Annotated in this window: 19 protein-coding genes and 1 riboswitch; of the genes, 4 read left to right on the plus strand and 15 right to left on the minus strand. The window is 65.9% G+C overall.

What is annotated here, in order from left to right; all coding sequences use genetic code 11:
- Window positions 1–6: 6 nt before the first annotated feature.
- Window positions 7–480 (minus strand): 6,7-dimethyl-8-ribityllumazine synthase, encoded by a 474-nt coding sequence (gene ribH / locus C556_RS0114895; protein WP_018749053.1) that lies wholly within the window; start codon window positions 478–480, stop codon window positions 7–9.
- Between the two features lie 186 nt (window positions 481–666).
- Entirely contained in the window at window positions 667–1,758 is a 1,092-nt protein-coding gene (gene ribBA / locus C556_RS0114900) for a bifunctional 3,4-dihydroxy-2-butanone-4-phosphate synthase/GTP cyclohydrolase II (RefSeq protein WP_018749054.1), read from the minus strand.
- On the opposite strand from ribBA, the gene C556_RS23160 reads away from it, so the two are divergent.
- Genes C556_RS23160 through C556_RS20595 form a run of 3 tightly spaced genes read left to right on the plus strand, consistent with a single transcriptional unit; the run spans window position 1,730 to window position 4,272 of the window.
- Window positions 1,730–1,957 carry a hypothetical protein gene (locus C556_RS23160; protein ID WP_157236203.1) on the plus strand — a complete coding sequence of 76 codons (228 nt, stop codon included), beginning with the start codon at window positions 1,730–1,732 and terminating at the stop codon, window positions 1,955–1,957. The genes ribBA and C556_RS23160 overlap by 29 nt on opposite strands.
- 4 nt (window positions 1,958–1,961) lie before the next feature.
- Window positions 1,962–2,654, plus strand: coding sequence for a sensor histidine kinase (locus C556_RS0114905; RefSeq protein ID WP_026263125.1), 693 nt, complete (start codon window positions 1,962–1,964; stop codon window positions 2,652–2,654).
- A 7-nt stretch (window positions 2,655–2,661) separates the two neighbouring features.
- A complete protein-coding gene (locus C556_RS20595) occupies window positions 2,662–4,272 on the plus strand; it encodes a tetratricopeptide repeat-containing response regulator (RefSeq protein ID WP_018749056.1) in 1,611 nt (536 codons plus the stop codon).
- 97 nt (window positions 4,273–4,369) lie between these two features.
- On the opposite strand, the gene C556_RS0114915 is transcribed toward C556_RS20595, so the two are convergent.
- The 12 genes from C556_RS0114915 to C556_RS0114970 form a co-directional block, all read right to left on the minus strand.
- The gene (locus tag C556_RS0114915) at window positions 4,370–4,912 is read right to left on the minus strand and encodes an AAA family ATPase (protein ID WP_026263126.1); all 543 of its coding nucleotides are present in this window, start codon (window positions 4,910–4,912) and stop codon (window positions 4,370–4,372) included.
- Between the two features lie 31 nt (window positions 4,913–4,943).
- On the minus strand, window positions 4,944–5,555 hold the full coding sequence (locus tag C556_RS0114920; protein WP_018749058.1) for a riboflavin synthase: 612 nt from the start codon (window positions 5,553–5,555) through the stop codon (window positions 4,944–4,946).
- The gene (locus tag C556_RS21800; RefSeq protein ID WP_018749059.1) at window positions 5,555–5,719 is read right to left on the minus strand and encodes a YfgJ family double zinc ribbon protein; all 165 of its coding nucleotides are present in this window, start codon (window positions 5,717–5,719) and stop codon (window positions 5,555–5,557) included. The genes C556_RS0114920 and C556_RS21800 overlap by 1 nt, the downstream gene beginning before the upstream one ends.
- A gap of 82 nt (window positions 5,720–5,801) precedes the next feature.
- On the minus strand, window positions 5,802–6,914 hold the full coding sequence (gene ribD / locus C556_RS0114930) for a bifunctional diaminohydroxyphosphoribosylaminopyrimidine deaminase/5-amino-6-(5-phosphoribosylamino)uracil reductase RibD (RefSeq protein ID WP_018749060.1): 1,113 nt from the start codon (window positions 6,912–6,914) through the stop codon (window positions 5,802–5,804).
- A complete protein-coding gene (gene nrdR / locus C556_RS0114935; protein WP_018749061.1) occupies window positions 6,911–7,366 on the minus strand; it encodes a transcriptional regulator NrdR in 456 nt (151 codons plus the stop codon). The genes ribD and nrdR overlap by 4 nt, the downstream gene beginning before the upstream one ends.
- Window positions 7,367–7,526: 160 nt before the next feature.
- On the minus strand, window positions 7,527–8,774 hold the full coding sequence (glyA, locus tag C556_RS0114940) for a serine hydroxymethyltransferase (RefSeq protein ID WP_018749062.1): 1,248 nt from the start codon (window positions 8,772–8,774) through the stop codon (window positions 7,527–7,529).
- Window positions 8,775–8,945: 171 nt separating this feature from the next.
- Window positions 8,946–9,500: a hypoxanthine-guanine phosphoribosyltransferase gene (locus tag C556_RS0114945; protein WP_018749063.1), complete on the minus strand. Its 555-nt coding sequence runs from the start codon at window positions 9,498–9,500 to the stop codon at window positions 8,946–8,948.
- Between the two features lie 87 nt (window positions 9,501–9,587).
- Window positions 9,588–10,142: an adenine phosphoribosyltransferase gene (locus C556_RS0114950; protein ID WP_018749064.1), complete on the minus strand. Its 555-nt coding sequence runs from the start codon at window positions 10,140–10,142 to the stop codon at window positions 9,588–9,590.
- A 174-nt stretch (window positions 10,143–10,316) separates the two neighbouring features.
- Window positions 10,317–11,612, minus strand: coding sequence for an NCS2 family permease (locus tag C556_RS0114955; protein ID WP_018749065.1), 1,296 nt, complete (start codon window positions 11,610–11,612; stop codon window positions 10,317–10,319).
- A gap of 59 nt (window positions 11,613–11,671) precedes the next feature.
- Window positions 11,672–12,238 (minus strand): TMEM165/GDT1 family protein, encoded by a 567-nt coding sequence (locus C556_RS0114960; protein ID WP_018749066.1) that lies wholly within the window; start codon window positions 12,236–12,238, stop codon window positions 11,672–11,674.
- Between the two features lie 87 nt (window positions 12,239–12,325).
- Window positions 12,326–12,427, minus strand: a riboswitch (yybP-ykoY riboswitch).
- 268 nt (window positions 12,428–12,695) lie between these two features.
- Complete coding sequence (locus C556_RS0114965; protein WP_026263127.1) at window positions 12,696–13,175, minus strand: low molecular weight protein-tyrosine-phosphatase; 480 nt, start codon at window positions 13,173–13,175, stop codon at window positions 12,696–12,698.
- A 338-nt stretch (window positions 13,176–13,513) separates the two neighbouring features.
- Complete coding sequence (locus tag C556_RS0114970) at window positions 13,514–14,446, minus strand: LysR family transcriptional regulator (RefSeq protein ID WP_026263128.1); 933 nt, start codon at window positions 14,444–14,446, stop codon at window positions 13,514–13,516.
- Between the two features lie 158 nt (window positions 14,447–14,604).
- Here C556_RS0114970 and C556_RS0114975 point away from each other — a divergent pair, with 158 nt between their 5' ends.
- Window positions 14,605–15,405 carry an alpha/beta fold hydrolase gene (locus C556_RS0114975; protein WP_018749069.1) on the plus strand — a complete coding sequence of 267 codons (801 nt, stop codon included), beginning with the start codon at window positions 14,605–14,607 and terminating at the stop codon, window positions 15,403–15,405.
- 112 nt (window positions 15,406–15,517) lie between these two features.
- Here the strand turns inward: C556_RS0114975 and C556_RS0114980 are convergent, their stop codons facing one another.
- Window positions 15,518–15,922 carry a GvpU-like protein gene (locus tag C556_RS0114980; protein WP_018749070.1) on the minus strand — a complete coding sequence of 135 codons (405 nt, stop codon included), beginning with the start codon at window positions 15,920–15,922 and terminating at the stop codon, window positions 15,518–15,520.
- Window positions 15,923–16,004: the final 82 nt, after the last annotated feature.

Below are 16,004 nucleotides of genomic sequence, written 5' to 3' on the forward strand. Positions count from 1 at the left end.
CTGGCCTCACGCACCAAGGTTCTTCAGGAATTGCGCCATTTCGACCGCCACCCGCGCGGCATCCACGCCCTTGTCGGTCTGGCGGACGACGGCCTGCTCCTCGTTCTCGACGGTGAGGATGGCATTGGCGATGGGAATCCCGCTGTCCAGCCCGACGCGCGTCACGCCGGCGCCCGATTCGTTGGCGACCAGTTCGAAATGATAGGTATCGCCACGGATGATGCACCCCAGCGCCACCAGCGCGTCGAATCGGCCGCTCCGGGCCAGCGCCTGCAACGCCAGCGGCGCTTCCAGCGCGCCCGGCACCTGGTATTGGGCGATGGCCTGCTGCGCCACGCCCAGCTTCAGCAGCTCGCCGACGCAGGCCTCGTTCAGCGCGTTGCAGATATCCGGGTTGAAGCGACAGGTCACGATGCCGATGCGCAGGCCGGTGCCGTCCAGCGGCGGCAGCTCCTGCGGGCGATTGGGGGTGAAGCTCATGGGATTCCTTTCTTGCGGAAGGCGCCGTCGTCCGTGCGGCGCCGATGGGTCAATCTTAGAGCGCCCGACAAGACCCTTCCGGCCCTGCCGCGCTCGCTTGCCGTGGCCTTGTGCCGGTGCGTCGAGCTGATCGCACGCCACACCGGGCCTGCCCGGCCGCGCGTTGCCCCCAGCGGGGGCGACGCGTCAATCCGGCGTGGCGAAGCCGGTCACTTCCAGGCCGAAGCCGGCCATGCTCGGCATCTTGCGTTCGGGCGACAGCAGCTTCATCTGGCCGACGCCGAGGTGCCGCAGCATCTGCGCGCCGATGCCGTAGGTGCGCAGGTCCCACTTGCGGGGCTGCTCCAGCTTGAGGTCGGGCAGCGCGCGCGCCAGCACGTCGCCGCCGCTCTCGGGGCGGTGCAGCAGCACCATCACGCCGGCCTCGGCGCGGGCGATGGCTTCCAGCGACTGGCGCACGCTCCAGGAGTGATGGCCGGAATCGAGGTCGAGCCAATCCATCACCGACAGCGGCTCGTGCACCCGCACCAGCGTTTCGCGGTCCGGTGCCGGCTGGCCCTTGACCAGGGCGATGTGGGTGGCGTCGCTCAGCTTGTCGCGGAACACCGCCATCTCGAACTGGCCGGCGAAGGTCTGCACCGGACGGCGGCCGACGCAATCGACCAGCGTTTCGTGCTGGCTGCGGTACTGGATCAGGTCGGAGATGGTGCCGACCTTGAGATCGTGCTCGGCGGCGAAGGTCATCAGCTCGGGCAGCCGCGCCATGGTGCCGTCGTCGTTCATCACCTCGCAGATGACGACGGCGGGCATCACGCCGGCCAGCATCGCCAGATCGCAGCCGGCCTCGGTGTGGCCGGCGCGCACCAGCACGCCGCCGGGCTGGGCCAGCAGGGGGAAGATGTGCCCGGGGGAGACGATGTCCTCCGGCTTGGCGTCGAAGGCGACGGCGCGCTGGATGGTCAGGGCGCGATCGTAGGCGGAGATACCGGTGCTGACGCCTTCGGCCGCCTCGATCGAGACGGTGAAATTGGTGCCGTGGCTGGAGCCGTTCTGGTCCACCATCAGCGGCAGCTTCAACTGCTTGCAGCGCTCGGCGGTCAGCGTCAGGCAGATCAGGCCGCGCGCGTGCTTGGCCATGAAATTGATCGTCTCGGGGGTGACGAACTCGGCGGCGATCATCACGTCGCCCTCGTTCTCGCGGTCCTCCTCGTCCACCAGGATGACCATCTTTCCGGCGCGGATGTCCGCGATGATGTCCTTGATCGCTGCAATCGGCATGGCGGCTATAAAAGAGCTTGAAAATAAAGCGCAAGGATACCTGCTTGCGGCCATCTTTGCTGTAGGTCATTTCCACCGTGGACCGCCCGCTCGGGCGGCACGAAACACATTCGACTTTGCTTATACTCCTGCCGAACGCCGCCGATATGCCATGAAGCTGGCGGCCCGCGCCACCAAAAGACCAAAAGCCGAGGGGTGAACCGATGGAACCGTCTTCGCCGCAGCCGGATCTCGCCATGATCCTGGCCTCGTCCGTGCACGACATGAAGAACTCGCTGGGCCTGATGGGCCGCCTGCTGGCCAAGCACGAGGCGGTCTGGGAGGGCATCTCCGACGAGGCGCAGTCCGAGTATTCGCACCTGCTGTACGAGGTGAACCGGATGAACGCCAACCTGATCAGCCTGCTCACCTTGTACAAGCTGGGCAAAGCGCTGTATCCGTTCGACCCGCAGCCCTGGCAACCGGCCGAGCTGTGCGAAGAAGTGGCGATGCAGCATCGCGTGCTGCTGTCGGCCAGCAAGGTCGCCTTGCAGATCGACGTTCCGGAAGATCTGGTCTGGCACTACGACACCGACCTGATCGCCGGCGTGCTGGGCCAGGCGCTGACCAACGCCATCAACTACACCACCGACACCGTGCGGCTGGCGGCGGGCGTCACCGACGACGAGCTGTGGCTGGCGGTGGAGGACAACGGCCGAGGCTATCCGCCGCAGATGCTGCTCGACAGCCGCCACGCGCCGCGCCGGGTCGACTTCTCCAGCGGCAGCACCGGGCTGGGCCTTTACTTCGCCGAACACGTGGCGCAACTGCACCGCAACCGCGAGCGCGTCGGCAGCCTGCGCCTGGAAAACGGCGGCACGCTGGGCGGCGGCCGCTTCGTCATCACCCTTCCCTGAGCACACCATGGCCACGATCAATTTCGCTTCGCACCACTGCCTGGTGATCGACGACTTCCAGGGCATGCGCTACCTGATGCGCGACATGCTGCGCGAGTGCGGCGCCGTCCATATCGAGATGGCCTCCAACGGCAAGGAGGCCCTGCAACGGTTGCAGGAACGGCGCTACGACATCGTGCTGTGCGACTACAACCTGGGCCAGGGCAAGAACGGCCAGCAACTGCTGGAGGAAGCCAAGCTGCGCCAGCTGATCGGCCCCGCCTCCACCTGGATCATGATCACCGCCGAGAAAAGCTCGGACTGGATCATGGGCGCGGTGGAATACCAGCCCGACTCCTACCTGCTCAAGCCGATCACCGCCGACCTGCTGCTCAGCCGGCTGGAGAAGATCGCTGTGCGCAAACAGGCATTCGCCGAGATCGCCCAGGCGATGAGCAACAAGCAGTACACCCGCGCCATCGCGCTGTGCGACGAGCGCCTGGCCTACGACCAAGTGAACGCGGCGGAACTGCAACGGCTGAAAGGCGCGCTGCTGCTGGATGCCGGCGAAGTCGAAGCGGCACAGAAGCTCTACGAGGCGGTGCTGACCAAGCGCGAGATCGCCTGGGCGCGCACCGGCCTGGGCCGCATCTGCTACCAGCAGGGCGAATACGAAGCCGCGCGCGACCACTTCCAGATCTCGCGCGAGCAGGCGCCCGGCTACCTGGAAGCCTACGACTGGCTGGCGCGCACGCTGCAGAAGCTGGGCGAGGCCGAGCAGGCCGAAGCCACGCTGTCGGCCGCGCTCAAGCTGTCGCCGAACTCGCCGCTGCGGCAGAAGAGCCTGGGCGAACTGGCATTGCAGCGCGGCGACCTCGACGCCGCCGACGCCGCCTTCCGCAAGAGCATCGCGGTCGGCGAACATTCCATCCTCAAGAGCGCCGACGCCTACCTGGGCCTGGCCAGGGTGTGCGGCAAGAGCGGCCGCAGCGACGAGGCGCTCAAGGTGCTGAAGACCGCGCAACACCAGTTCGACGACGCCAACGTGACGCTGCGGGCCAAGTCGGCCGAGGGCATGATCTACACCCAGGAAAAGCAGTTGTCGAAGGCCGGTGCGGTCGCCGACGAACTCAAGCAGTTGCTGCTGGAAGGCGGCGCCAAGCCCGATTCGGCGGCCAGCCTGGAAATGGCCGAGCTGATGCTGGCCACCGGCCAGCGCGATCAGGCGGTGACGCTGCTCAAGGACGTGGTGCGCAACAACCACGAGGACAACGCGTTGCTCGGCAAGGTACAGGCGGTGTTCGACGGCGCCAACATGAAGGCCGAAGGCAGCAACCTGGTCGAAGCCTGCCGCCGCGAGGCGGTGGAGCTGATGAATAGCGGCGTGCTGCTGGCGCGCGACGGCAAGCTGACCGAAGCGCTGGCGGCCATGCGCGGCGCCAAGGAAAAACTGCCGGTCAACGCGCGCGTGCTGTTCAACTTCGCCTTCGTCGCGGTGATGTACCTGCAACAGCGCGGCGCCGACGAGGCCTTGATCGAGGAAAGCCGCGAGGCGCTGCGCGAGGCCAATCGCGTCTCGCCGGGCGAAAAGCGCTTCTCGCAACTGATGGAGGCGCTGAACAAGCTGGAACAGCGCTGACGGGGCAATGCCCTCGTCGCCCAGATGAAAAGAGCCGGTCCTTGTACCGGCTCTTTTCTGGCCCCGGGCCGACTCGGCGTCGTTCCGCGATGCCGCGCTAAACGCGCATCGCAGCCAGGATCTGTCGCACCGAAGCCTCGACGGACTGCTCGTTGCCGAGTTCCAGCACCGGGCACGGCAGCGTTGCCAGCCATGCCTGGTGTTTGCGCAGGTTGCGACTCACTTGGTCCGACGTGTCGTAGGCGGCGGCCCATTCCATGAACTCGCGGCTCTGCTGGTGCAGGGCCCCGCCTTCGAGGATGGCGTCGCCGAACCGCCGATACTCGCGCGCCCGCAACCGTGCCATCCGTTCCGGCTGCGGCAGCCGGACAAACACCGCCAGCTCGAACTCGGGAACGAACACATCGCCCCAGCCGCACAGCGATCCGCTCACCACCCAGCGCCCGGCCTGCGCCAGTTCGCGCGCCAGCGCGAGCCGGCGTTCCTCGACAGGGCGTTCCACGGTGTAGGGCGGATCGGTATCGACCCAGAAGAAATCATCGGTATCGAAGTGCCGCCAGCCCAGTTCGCGGCAGATCGCCTTGCCCAGGGTGGTGGTGCCGGAGCCCGACGCGCCGAACAGATGGATCCGCGAGCGCATCATCGCCCCGACGACGCGGCCGTTACCGCCACTACTTGGCTTCCAGCGACAGCATGCGCTCGACGTAGCGGGCGATCAGATCGATTTCCAGGTTGACCTGCGCACCTTCGGCCAGATCGCCCAGCGTGGTGTGCGACAGCGTATGCGGGATCAGGTTGATCGAGAACTCGCAACCACCGGGCACGTCGCGCACCAGGTTGGTGGTCAGCGACACGCCGTTCACCACCACCGAGCCCTTCACCGCCAGGTAGCGCGCCAGCGCGGCGGGGGCGCGCACCACCAGCTCGCGGTTGTCGCCCACCGGGGCGAAGCGCACCACGTCGCCGATGCCGTCCACGTGGCCGGACACCAGGTGCCCGCCCAGGCGCGCGTCCACCTTCAGCGCCTTCTCCAGGTTGACCCGCCCGCCCTCGCGGTCCAGGCCAACGGTGCAGCGCAGCGATTCGTCCGACACGTCGATGGTGAAGCGAGCATCCGGCAGCAGTTCGGTCACCGTCATGCAGGCGCCGTTGTGGGTGATGCTGTCGCCCAGCGCCACGTCGCTGAAGTCGAGCTGCGGGGCGGCGACGGTCAGGCGCACGCCGCCGGCGAAGGGGGCGACGCGTTCGATGGTGCCGATGGCTTCGACGATTCCGGTAAACATCAATGCTGCTCCTGGTTGCCCGCCGCGTTGTGCTCGCGCACCCGCTGCGAGGATTTGAGTTCGTTGCAATGGTTGCAGAAATAGCTGGTGGCGCCGCACGCCTTCATCACTTCCAGCGGCTGCCCGCAATCGGGACAGCGATAGGTTTCGATCGGTTGATCCATGATCCCGCTCCTTGTTGCCGACACCGCACGCAGCGGGGCATCGGCCATGGTCTCGAATGCCGCCCGGCGGTGGGGCCTCGGTTCAGGCGCCCCAGGCGTCGATCTCGGTGAAACGCAGCGTCAGGCGCTGGTCGTCGCCGACCATGCGCCGCTCCAGCACGCGCGGCGTCAGGCGCTGCGCCAGGCTGGCGAGCGTGAACTCGGCCAGCGGCAGGCCGTCGCCCAGCAGCACCGGCGCCTGGTACAGCACCGCCTCGTCGACCAGGCCGCGCGACAGTAGCGCACCGGCCAGAGTGCCGCCGGCTTCCACCGTGAGTTCATTGATGCCGCGCTGTCCCAGCAGTTCAAGCAAGGCCGCCAGATCGACCCGGCCGTCGGCGCCCGGCAGCAGCACGATGCCGGCGCCGGCCGCCTCCAGCGCGGCGCGGCGCTCGCTGTCGCGCGCGGCGACCAGCAGCACCCCCGGCGTCTGCAACAGGCGCGCGCCCGGCGGGGTGCGCAGGTCGCTGTCGACCACCACCCGCAGCGGCTGGCGCCCTTGCCACAGCACGCCCTGGGGCTCGCGCACCGTGAGCTGCGCATCGTCGGCCAGCACGGTGCCGATCCCGGTCAGCATGGCGCAGGAACGCGCCCGCAACCGCTGCACGTCGGCACGCGCCGCCGGGCCGGTGATCCATTGCGACTGCCCGTCGCGCAACGCGATGCGGCCATCCAGGCTGGCGGCCAGCTTGAGCCGCGTCCATGGCCGGCCGCGCACCATGCGCGACAGGAAACCCTTGTGATGCGCCTGTGCCGCATCGCGCAGCACGCCGGCCGCGACGTCGATGCCCGCCGCACGCAGCCGCGCCAGCCCCTGCCCCGCCACCAGCGGGTTGGGATCGGTCAGCGCCACCACCACCCGCGCCACACCGGCGGCGACCAGCGCGTCGGCGCATGGCGGGGTGCGCCCGTGGTGGCTGCATGGTTCCAGCGTGACGTAGGCGGTGGCGCCACGCGCCGCGTCGCCGGCCTGGCGCAATGCCATCACCTCGGCGTGCGGACCGCCCGCCTGCTGGCTGTGGCCGGCGCCGACGATGACGCCGTCGCGCACCAGCACGCAGCCGACGCTGGGGTTGGGCGAGGTGATACAGGCGCCGCGCGCGGCCTGGGCCAGCGCGCGCTGCATCATCGCGGCATCGTTCACGGCCTGGGTCATTTGTCCTTGCTCACCTCGCGGATCACGTCGCGGAAATCCTCGACGTCCGAGAAACTGCGATAGACCGAGGCGAAGCGGATGTAGGCCACCTTGTCCAGCTTGGCCAGTTCGCTGATCACCATCTCGCCGATCTGGCGCGACATGATTTCGCGGTCGCCCACGGTCAGTACCTTCTGGATGATGCGGGCGATGGCCTCGTCCACCAACTGGGTGGGCACCGGCCGCTTGTGCAGCGCCCGATGAAAGGAGGTGCGGATCTTCTCGCGGTCGAAATCCACCCGCTGGCCGTTCTGCTTGACCACCTGCGGCAGCCGCACCTCGGCGGTCTCGTAGGTGGTGAAGCGCTTGTCGCACACCGCGCAGCGGCGGCGGCGGCGCACGGTGTCGCCTTCCTCGGAGACGCGCGAATCGACGACCTGGGTGTCGGGGGAACCGCAGAACGGACATTTCATGGGCAGGCAGCCTGGCTGGCGGAACGAACCACAACTTAGCAATCGCGCCCGACGAACACAATCGGGCGCACAAATGACGCGGGGCATGGCCAAGCGCCATGCCCCGTGTCGCAACCGGCACCGTCGGCGGCCGTCAGGCCACCGCGCGGCGCGCCCGGTGTCAGGCGCCGTAGACCGGGAAGCGCGCGGTCAGCGCCTTCACCTTCTCGGCCACCGCGGCCAGGTTGGCTTCGTCGGCCGGGTTGTCCAGCACGTCGGCGATCAGGTGCGCCACCTGGATGGCTTCTTCTTCCTTGAAGCCGCGGGTGGTGATGGCCGGCGCGCCGATGCGGATGCCCGAGGTGACGAAGGGGCTTTCCGGGTCGTTGGGGATGGCGTTCTTGTTGACGGTGATGTGCGCCTTGCCCAGCGCGGCGTCGGCCGCCTTGCCGGTCAGGCCCTTGGGACGCAGGTCCACCAGGAACACGTGGCTCTCGGTGCGGCCGGAGATGATGCGCAGGCCGCGCTCGGCCAGGGTCTTGGCCATGGCCTGGGCGTTCTTGATCACCTGTTCGGCGTAGACCTTGAACTCGGGGCTGGCCGCTTCCTTGAAGGCGATGGCCTTGGCGGCGATCACGTGCATCAGCGGGCCGCCTTGCAGCGTGGGGAACACGTTGGAGTTGAGGCTCTTCTCGAACTCGGCCTTGGCCAGGATCAGGCCGCCGCGCGGGCCGCGCAGGGTCTTGTGGGTGGTCGAGGTGACGAAGTGCGCGTGCGGCACCGGGTTCGGGTAGACGCCGGCGGCGATCAGGCCGGCGTAGTGGGCCATGTCCACCATGAAGTAGGCGCCGACCTTGTCGGCGATCTCGCGCATGCGCGCCCAGTCGAAGCGCAGCGCGAAGGCGGAGGCGCCGCCGATGATCAGCTTGGGCTTGGTCTCGACCGCGATGCGTTCCATCTCGTCGTAATCGATCTCTTCGTTCTCGTTCAGGCCGTAGGGCACGATGTTGAACAGCTTGCCCGACAGGTTGGCCGGCGAGCCGTGGGTCAGGTGGCCGCCGTGGCCCAGGTTCATGCCCATCACGGTGTCGCCCGGCTTGAGGATCGAGAAGTACACCGCCTGGTTGGCCTGGCTGCCCGAGTGCGGCTGCACGTTGGCGTATTCGGCGCCGAACAGCGCCTTCACGCGGTCGATGGCCAGCTGTTCCACCACGTCCACGTGCTCGCAACCGCCGTAGAAGCGCTTGCCGGGGTAACCCTCGGCGTACTTGTTGGTGAGCTGTGAACCCTGTGCTTCCATGACTGCGGGGCTGGTGTAGTTTTCCGACGCGATCAGCTCGAGGTGTTCGTGCTGGCGCACGACCTCGCCCTGGATGGCTTTGGCGAGATCAGGATCGAATTGGGAGATGGTGATGGACTTGGAGAACATGGGCCCGATTCCGTAGGCGATTGAAAAAACTGGCGCAATTCTAACACGAGGCACCGTGAGGCGCGGCGGTGGAATCCGGCACGCCATCATGAAAGCGGCTCATGTCCGGGGCGGCCGGGCGGCAACGAAAAAGGCGGCCGAAGCCGCCCTTTTGCCGTGCCCGGCCCCGGGTTACAGACCCTTGACCGCGTAGATCGCCAGCGTGTTGCGCCAGTAGCCCTGGTAATCCATGCCGCAGCCGAACAGGAAGCGATCCTGCACCTTGAGGCCGACGAAATCGGCGCTCACGCCCGGCGCCTTGCGGTCGTGGTCCTTGTCCACCAGCACCGCCACCAGCACTTCCTTGGCGCCCTGGCGCTTGCAGTATTCGATCACCGCCGCCAGCGTGTGGCCTTCGTCCAGGATGTCGTCGATGATCACCACGCTGCGGCCGCGCAGGTCCTCGGTGGGGGCGACCTTCCAGTTGAGCGCGCCGCCGCTGGTTTCCTGGCGATAGCGCGTGGCATGCAGGTAGGAGCACTCCAGCGGGAAGCGCAGCCGCGGCAGCAGGTGGCCGGCGACGATCAGGCCGCCGTTCATGATCGTGTAGACGATGGGGTTGGCGCTGGCCAGCCGTGCGGTCATCGCCTCGGCCATGGCATCCAGCGCGGCCACGACTTCGGCCTCGCTGTGCAGGCAATCGGCGTTGTCGATGATGGTATGGGCTTCTGGCAGTTCCAGCGTCATGCTCTTGTCCTGTTGAATGCAGCGGATAACGTCGGGCGCCCGGTCGTTGGATGCGATCCGGGCACCGATAAAGCGCCGGCCACCGGGTCAGTGGCCGGCAAAATCGCAAATGGTATACAGCTCGATGCCCTGCCCGGCGATCAGGCGCGAGCCGCCCAGTTCGGGCAGGTCAACGATGGCCGCGGCCTCCACCACCGTGGCGCCCAGCCGTTGCAGCAGGCGGGCGGCGGCGATCATGGTGCCGCCGGTGGCCACGAGGTCGTCCACCAGCAACACGCGATCACCCGGCTTGCAGGCATCGGCGTGGATTTCCACCGTGGCCGAGCCGTATTCCAGCTCGTATTCCTCGGCCTCGGTCAGATACGGCAACTTGCCCTTCTTGCGGATCGGCACGAAGCCCAGGTTCAGCTCGTAGGCGACCACCGAGCCCAGGATGAAACCGCGCGCGTCCACCCCGGCCACCAGGTCGATCTGCATGTCCATATAGCGGTGCACGAAGGTATCGACCAGCAGCCGGAAGGTCTTCGGGTCCTGCAACAGCGGCGTGATGTCGCGGAACTGCACCCCGGGCTGGGGCCAATCCGGCACGGTGCGGATGCGTTGCTGGATGTAGTCGGCGTACAGCGGCTTGGGTATGGACATGCGGATCTCAACGCCAGAGGTGCAAGACCCTCTCGCCGCGACCGCGACGAGAGGATTCGAAGCCAACCCGGCAGGCGCCGCGCCGGATTTCCACCTGCCGCAACGCTCCCGGCAAGGTCGGGATTGGGCGGCACGGCGATCCGGGAGCGGCAGCTTGCAGGGTCATGGTCGGGCTCAGTGGAAGAACGCGAACTTCATCAGCCACAGCGCGGCGATGATGACGACGGCCGGGCGCAGGTCGCTGAAACGGCCGGCCAGCAACTTGATCACCACGAAGCTGATGAAGCCGAAGGCGATGCCGTCGGCGATCGAGAAGGTGAACGGCATGGCGATGGCGGTGACCACGGCCGGCGCGGCCTCGGTCAGGTCGTCCCAGGCGATCTCGGCCAGGCCGCGCGCCATCAGCACCGCCACGTAGCACAGCGCCGGCGCGGTGGCATACGGCGGAATGCTGTTGGCCAGCGGCGCCAGGAACAACGCGACCAGGAACAGGATGGCTACCACGGTGGCGGTCAGGCCGGTACGGCCGCCGACGGCGGTGCCGGCGGCGGATTCGACATAGGCGGTGGTGGACGAGGTACCCATTGCAGCGCCGGCGACGATGGCCACCGAGTCGGCCATCAGCGCGCGCTTCAGGCGCGGCAGCTTGCCGTCCTTGTCCAGCAGGCCGGCGCGGTGCGACACGCCGACCAGGGTGCCGGTGGTGTCGAACAGGTCGACGAAGAAGAACACGAACACCACGCCCAGCAGGCCGACGTTGAGCGCGCCGCCCAGGTCCATCTGCATGAAGGTGGGCGCCAGCGACGGCGGCGCGGAGAACACGCCCTTGAACTCGGACAGGCCCAGCACCACCGACAGCACGGTCACCGCCAGGATGCCGATGATGATGGAGCCGTGCACGCGGCGGTATTCCAGCGCCACGATCAGGAAGAAGCCGAAGATCGCCAGCAGCGTGCTCGGCGCATGGATGTCGCCCAGGGTGACCAGGGTGGCCGGGCTGCCGGTGATCAAGCCGGCGCTCTTGAGCGAGATGATGCCGAGAAACAGGCCCACGCCCGCCGAGATGGCGAACTTGAGCGATTGCGGAATCGCGTTGACGATGGCTTCACGCACCTTGAACAGGCTGACCGCCAGGAAAATGATCCCCGAGAGGAACACCGCCCCCAGCGCCACCTGCCAAGTCACACCCGGGCTTCCCAGGACCACGCTATAAGTGAAATAGGCATTCAGGCCCATGCCCGGCGCCAGCGCCATCGGATAGTTGGCCACCAGCCCCATGATGGCGCAGCCCAGCGCGGCGGCCAGACAGGTGGCGACGAACACCGCGTTGAAGTCCATGCCTGTTTTGGACAGGATCAATGGGTTGACGAAAATGATGTAGGCCATCGTCAGGAAGGTGGTGAAGCCCGCGAGCACTTCGGTCCTGACGTCCGTCCCGTGCTCCTTCAGTTTGAAAAACGATTCCAGCATGATCAGCCCCTGATTCGAAAGTTGGATTATGTGTCTGAATTTATTGATTGTCTGGAACGCTAGACGCCCACCTTCAACAGCGCAAGAACGCCCAGCAGGGCGAATGCGGCAGCCGCGGCGAAACGCACGTAGCGCAACAGGTGCAGACGGTCGGACATCCACTTGCCCAGCCAGATGGCCGGCGCGTTGGCGATGAGCATGCCCACGGTGGTCCCCACCACCACCATCCACAGCGGCGAGTATTTCACAGCCAATGCCACCGTGGCGACTTGGGTCTTATCCCCTATTTCGGCCAGGAAAAACGCGATGGTGGTGGCGATGAAGGCGCCGTAGGGCTTCACCTCGGCCTCGCCTTCCTCCATCTGGTCAGGGATACAGGCCCAGGCCGCGATCGCCAGGAAACCCAGGCCCACCGTCCAGCGCAGCGCATCGGGCGTGAAGAAGCCCGCCAGCCATTGGCCGAGCCAGCCGGCGGCGAAGTGGTTCAGCAAGGTGGCGACGAAGACGCCGATCAGGATCGGCCAGGGACGACGGAAGCGCGCGGCGAGGATCAGCGACAGCAGCTGGGTCTTGTCGCCGATTTCGGCGACGGCAACGACTGCGGCGGAAACGAGGAAGGCATCCATGCGGGGGGAACTCCAGGGGCGGGCGACATGAGGCCATGCCACACGGCCCACCCCTGGGTGCGTGCGACATGAACCTCAGGTCTTGTCGGGCCTGCGGCAAGGCAGGCTGGCTACGCCATGGGCTGCGGCCCAAGTGTGTTGACGTATCCCCCGGCGGCAGGACCGCGCGGTCGACTACTCCCCTGAAGGGCAAAGCGGCAAGTTTAGCGATGGGTCCTTACAAGAGCAATCGCCGGTTGTCCGGGTTTACCTTGGGGGGAAATCGGGCATTGCGGAGCCCCCGGCGGAGCCGGGGGCGTGAATTGAGTGGGATGCGGGGAACCGGCGATCCCTGATTCATTCCGACTCCCCCCGCCCTCGCCGCCGCGAGGGAGCCTCGCTGCGCTCGAGGGTGGTTCGGGGATGCGTTGTTGTAGGCGCTTGCTTTGCTCGCGCTGTGCTGCCAAGGGGCTTTCGCCTAACCCAGCTCGGTGCGGATGTGGGTCAGCAGGCCTTCGCAGCCGTCTTCGACCAGGTCGAGCACGTGTTCGAAGCCTTGCGGGCCGCCGTAGTAGGGATCGGGCACTTCGCGTTCGTTGAAGTGGGTGGCGAAGTCGAGGAACAGTTTGAGGCGGTTCTGGTATGGCTCGGGGCAGCGGCGGCGCAGCAGAGCCAGGTGGCCTTCGTCCATCGCCAGGATCAGGTCGAAGCGGGCGAAATCGGCGGAGGTCACTTCGCGGGCGCGCAGTGACCGCAGGTCGTAGCCGCGCTTGGACGCATGCGCCTGGGCGCGGCGGTCGGGCGCTTCGCCGACGTGGTAGTCGTGGGTACCGGCCGAATCGACCTCCACCCGGTCGGCAAGGCCGGCCTCGCGCACCAGGTGGCGCATAACGCCGTCGGCGGTGGGGCTGCGGCAGATGTTGCCGGTACAGACGAACAAAACAGAAAATTTATCCATATTTATCATTCACTTAGGCGACGAACAAGCCGGGCCGGGCCGGTTAAAAAGCGTTAAATCACGCCCATACGAATCAATACGTTACAGGCTCGTGCGTGACATGGCCTGCGGAAACCAAAGCATAAGTATGCGGCCCTGATGGCGCATTGCTGAAGCGCAGGGACATCAGCCCCGCGCGCCAGCATTTGGCGGCGTCGTAGCGTGCGGTGGCCGCGACGTCCCCCAAGTTTGAGTAGCAATACGATTTAGACCTCCCAGGGTCTCGCACTAAGGTCACCGAGAGGTCATCGGCCGGAGCGGCGCGCAGTAGTGTAAGTGCGCTTTACGCTGGGAATGGCTTAACCCGGTGTCCCTTGAGGCAGGGCCAGACCACTGCGCTTCCATTGGTCCGCGTGTTCACCGATGGCTCGCCATAGCCGCTCCGCCACAGGCCCGTGTGGTCGATCGCGCCGGCGTGCCGCGACCAGCTCTACAACGCTCCCCGGCAAGTAGCGCCCTGCAATAGACCGCAGTTGCCCGTCGCGTAACTCCTGGTCGATCAAAAAGCCTGGCAGGTGGCCCCATCCCATTCCGTGGACAATGAGCTCTTTTTTCATCAACTGATCGGCGACCGTGCATTGGTGCGCCCCTTCGATGATGAAGTAGTTGCTGGGTGCCGAATGCCGGGCCGTATCGCGGATTACGCATTGGGTAAAGCCGCGCATCTGATCTGGCCTGATGTCGTCCGAAACAGGAAAGGGCAGAAAGCCGGCAGCAACCACCGGCACGAACGGCGTTGTGCCCAGCGCGATCCACTCCAGTCGCGGGTCGCTTTTGTCCACGTGATGCAGGATGAGATCGGCCTCATTGTCGAAAAGGCGTTCCTGCGGGCCGTCAATCGCTTCGAAATGCAGATCCAGCTGCGTTACCGGGCAATTCGAGAAAAAGCGGCTGAGCAATGCCAGTATCGGCGGCCTTGGGCACACGTCGCCGATCACCACGCGTAACGTACTTTCCTCGCCCATCGCCAATTGAACGGCATGCGCTTGCAGGTTTTCTGCTTCCCGCAGCAAAGTTTGTGCACGCTGCAGAAATGACAGACCCGCATCGGTCGCCTGCACCCGGTATCCACTGCGATCGAGCAAGCTCAGATTGAGCTGCCGCTCCAATTTGGCGACCGCCGCAAATACAGAGGGGTGAGATCGGTGCAGCGCTGCTGCCGCCGCCTGGAAACCGCCAGTTCTGACCACCGCATTGAAGCATTGAAGCTCGCGAAGCGTGAATTCACTCATGTCCGTTTTATCTACAAAGATATTCTGATCTTTGTAATATATCTCGGACGCCCCCGCCACTAAGCTTCGTTCGACTGAGTACGCCGAAACGCATTCCGCGGCATCGAGCGCTACCGGGCTCATAACCCCAAACGATGACTTGGAAAGGGTGTACTCACATGGAAAATCGTTCCTTCTTCACCACCGGCGATGGCTGCAAGATTGCTTACCGCTTCGACGGCCCCGCAGACAAACCAGTGCTGATGCTGGCGAACTCCATCGCGACGACATTGGAGATGTGGGATGCGCAAATCGCCAGCTTGACCCGGTATTTCCGGGTCCTGCGTTATGACATGCGCGGTCATGGGCAATCCGCGGCGCCGGCCGGTGCCTATTCGCTTGATCGCCTCGGCCGGGATGTCGTGGAGTTACTGGATGCGGTGGGTATCGAACAGGTGCATTTCTGCGGGCTATCCCTGGGCGGCATGGTTGGACAATGGCTCGGCATTTATGCTGCGGATCGGGTGGACCGCCTGATCCTGTGCAACACCTCGCCTTACCTCAGCCCGGCTGGTTATTTTGACGAAATGATTCGCGAGCTGGCACGCACCAAGGACATGGTGGGCATGGCGGATATGTTCATTGGCAACTGGTTCCCTGCGTCCATGCGTGAGAACAGGCGCGACGTGGTTGATGGCTTTCACAAGATGGTGCAAACCATCTCGCCGCAAGGGCTTGCCGGTAGCTTCGCCGCGGTACGTGACATGGATTTACGCCGCACTGGCGCCCTCATCGAGCGGCCGACGCTCATCATCGCCGGGCAATACGATACGGTTACGCTGGCCAGCCATAGCGACCAGATCGCGACCGCCATCCACGGTTCCAAGCTCGTGGTTCTGCCAGCGGTTCACTTGTCGAACGTCGAATTTCCCGAAGAGTTTGTGGGCGAGGTACTGACGTTTTTGCGATTCGCCGCCTGACTGGCCGGGGACCGTACGAATACGGATGCAACGGGTGCGGCAGCGCTCTTGTGGGGACGAAGTATCGATGCAAAGCCGGAGCGCCGGATCGGTGGCGCCGAGCCGCATCGCCTCAATCCATCTGCGGGGTGGCGTAGTAGACGCCGAAGGTGAAGCCGTCGATGCGCGCCAGCCGGCCGCGCCACAGCGTGCCGGAATCGGTGGGCACGCGGCTGCCGTCGCTGGCGAGGAAGTAGGCATCCTTCAGGTGGATGAAGCCCGGCGTCGGCTCGGGCGTGGCGCCGTGACGCACCAGCGCGTCCAGCCAGTTATCCAGCCGCTCGTGCTGTGGCCCGACCGTGCGCGGCAACCAGGCCGACAGCAGTCGCATGTATTCCTGGCGCGGAATCACCCGCCCGCAGACCAGCGCACCGCCGACGCTGAGCGTGACCGGCAACGAGGTGCCTTCGACGGCCAGTTTGACCAGTTCGCGCAGCAGCGGGTCACCCGCACCGTATTCGTCCCATTCGGTCGACATGACGTGCTCCAGAGAAAGCGGCACCGGCTGGCTGGCCGGCGCCGCTATTCGATATAGGCGATGGCGAAGGGGGGCGATGCCC

It is taken from the genome of Chitiniphilus shinanonensis DSM 23277, from assembly GCF_000374805.1.
Classification (GTDB): Bacteria; Pseudomonadota; Gammaproteobacteria; order Burkholderiales; family Chitinibacteraceae; genus Chitiniphilus; species Chitiniphilus shinanonensis.